The sequence below is a fragment of the Neisseria sp. P0021.S005 genome (genome assembly GCF_051956955.1).
This window is the reverse complement of the sequence record NZ_JBQCWY010000441.1, coordinates 1-2,577: the sequence shown is the minus strand read 5'-3', so window position 1 is coordinate 2,577 and position 2,577 is coordinate 1. Positions and strand designations below refer to the sequence as shown.

3 protein-coding genes are annotated in these 2,577 nt (G+C 49.2%); 1 reads left to right on the top strand and 2 read right to left on the bottom strand.

Annotation, left to right across the window (positions count from 1 at the left end):
- Positions 1 to 278 (top strand): hypothetical protein (locus tag ACTHUE_RS15305; protein ID WP_440423917.1); only part of this gene is annotated, 278 nt, incomplete at its 5' end.
- 25 nt (positions 279 to 303) lie between these two features.
- Here the strand turns inward: ACTHUE_RS15305 and brnQ are convergent.
- The gene (gene brnQ, locus ACTHUE_RS15300) at positions 304 to 1,632 is read right to left on the bottom strand and encodes a branched-chain amino acid transport system II carrier protein (RefSeq protein WP_070695447.1); all 1,329 of its coding nucleotides are present in this window, start codon (positions 1,630 to 1,632) and stop codon (positions 304 to 306) included.
- Position 1,633: 1 nt separating this feature from the next.
- Positions 1,634 to 2,530: a segregation and condensation protein A gene (locus ACTHUE_RS15295; RefSeq protein WP_049336062.1), complete on the bottom strand. Its 897-nt coding sequence runs from the start codon at positions 2,528 to 2,530 to the stop codon at positions 1,634 to 1,636.
- Positions 2,531 to 2,577 lie beyond the last annotated feature (47 nt).

The following is a 2,577-nucleotide window of genomic DNA, read 5'->3' as shown; positions in this document are numbered from 1 at the left end:
CGTTATTGCCAGACATCGGGCGCTTACCGGTCACTTTGCAAACTCGTGCCATGGTTAGTCTCCAAACTTCTAAAATAGTAAAACGCGATTTATACCACGAAATCCGCCTTCAGTTCAAGTCGTTTGCTGAAAAAACGGGATTTGTGGAAATAAATCTTCTCAATATGTTGCATCTGCGAAACGGTATTTCGCAAAGCCTTAACTTTTCAATTATAACGGATTTCTTTAAAAAAATCATCTGTCGTTTGCGTGGTCGGCGAAATAAACAGACCGTCTGAACATTTTCAGACGGCCTGTTTATCATCATGCTTTTTTCTTCAACGCCGCATTCAAAATACAGCCGAGTATAAAGCAGGCTAAAGAGGGAACAACCCACCCTAGACCGATATTGTAAAACGGCAATGCGCGCTCGATGGCAGCTGCGGTATCGGCATCAAATCCAAACGCGGCCTTATAGGCATCGAGCAAGCCGACCATAAGGGCCGCCATCATGGTGCAGAAATAGACAATACGGCCGCCGCCAAACAGTTTATCTGTCAAGGCCAGCAAAATGATGACGATGGTCAGCGGATACAACAGCATCAACATAGGGATGGAAAACTGCAAAATCGCTGACAGGCCTTTGTTGGCCAACAGGATAGACACCACCGTATTCAGTATCACAAAGATTTTATAAGAAATACCCGGGCAAAGACGGTTGAAATATTCGGCGCATGAAGTAATCAAGCCAACCGCCGTACTCAGACAGGCAAGCAGCACCATGACGCCAAGCAACACAATACCGGCCGTACCGAAATAGTGCTGTGCGGTTTTAGACAAAACCGACGCGCCGTTTTCCTGTAAGCCGATACCGGCCACACCTGTCGCGCCCATATAGCCGATAAACAGATAAACCACTGCCAAACAAGAAGCTGCCAACACGCCCGAAATCGTCGTGGTCTTCAGCAAGTCCGCGCGATTGTCCACGCCCATGGCGCGAACGGCATCGATGACGATAATGGCAAACACCAGCGAAGCCAGCGCGTCCATGGTGCCGTAGCCTTCCAAAATGCCTTTAACCAACGGATGAGTAGCAAAATCGCCTTGCGCCGCCTGCGGCATACCCATCGGGTTAATAGCGGCATAGCCGACCAATATTGCAATTGCTAGCAACAAAACGGGCGTAAGGATTTTACCGATACGGTCAACCAGCTTACCCGGAGAAATCGACAGCCAATAAGTAATACCGAAAAACACCAGGCTGAATACGGCCAATGCGATGTTTTTCCAAGACTCATCAATGAAAGGAGAAATTGCAGTTTCAAAAGATACCGTTGCCGTACGCGGCATGGCAAACAGAGGGCCGATTGCCAGATAAAGCGCAGTGGCAAAAGTCACGCCGTACCAAGGCGCAACACGGGAGGCCAATGCTTCCACATCGCGCGAGCCGGAATAGCCGACGGCAATCACGCCCAACAATGGCAAACCCGCCCCGGTCAGCAGAAAACCGAACATCGCCGAAAGCCAGTTTTCACCGGCCTGCTGTCCCAAAAAAGCTGGAAAAATCAAGTTCCCTGCCCCAAAAAACAGGGCAAACAGCATTAAGCCCACCGCCCATAAAGAAGCTTTGGTATGACTCGTCGTCGAATTCATTTTAGTTCTCTTTATTCAAATTTTCGTTATCGGTTTCATCGGCTTCAAGGCCGTCTGAAAACATTTCGGCTTCATTTGTTTCCAAACCGTCTTTCAGGCTGATTTCGATTTCGCCATAATTTTCCGGCTGTACGATACGCACCAAGCCCTCTTTAGCCAATTCCAGCAATGCAATAAAATTGACCACCACATATGTCGCGCCCTGCTCCGGCTTAAACAAATCGCTGAACTTGCTGATACCGCTTTCGTTCAAACGACGCAAAATCGCCGTCATCTGCGCACGCACGGAAATGGTTTCCCGCACCACTTCATGACTGCGCGTATGCTTGGCACGCGATAAAATACCCAACCAAGCCTGCGTCAAATCGGCAACGTACACTTCCGGCAACTTTGCTTCGACCGCAATTTCCAGCGGCAAATACGCCCAAGCAAAATCACGTCCGGCGCGCGGCAACGCATCCAAACCCTGAGCCGCCAGTTTCATCTGTTCGTAAGCCAACAGACGGCGCACCAGCTCGGCACGCGGATCCGCCTCTTCATCCTCAACTTCTTCAGGACGCGGCAACAGCAGGCGCGATTTAATTTCAATCAGCATTGCTGCCATCAACAGGTATTCCGCCGCCAAATCAAACTGATACGCTTCCATTTGGGCAATATAGTGCAGATACTGCTCAGTAATCTTCACCATAGGAATATCGAGGACATCGATATTCTGCTTGCGGATAAGGTACAGCAGCAAATCCAACGGCCCTTGGAAGCTGCTTAATACCACCTTCAACGCATCAGGCGGAATAAACAAATCCTGCGGCACATCGGTAACAGGCTGACCGAACACCCACGCAACGGTATGTTCAGACGGCGTTGCGGCAGTGGAAGAAATAAGGTGTTCTGAAGGCATGGTTAAAGGGTCTTTTTCTTTTTAAGTTTAGTAAGAAGTTTCATCAA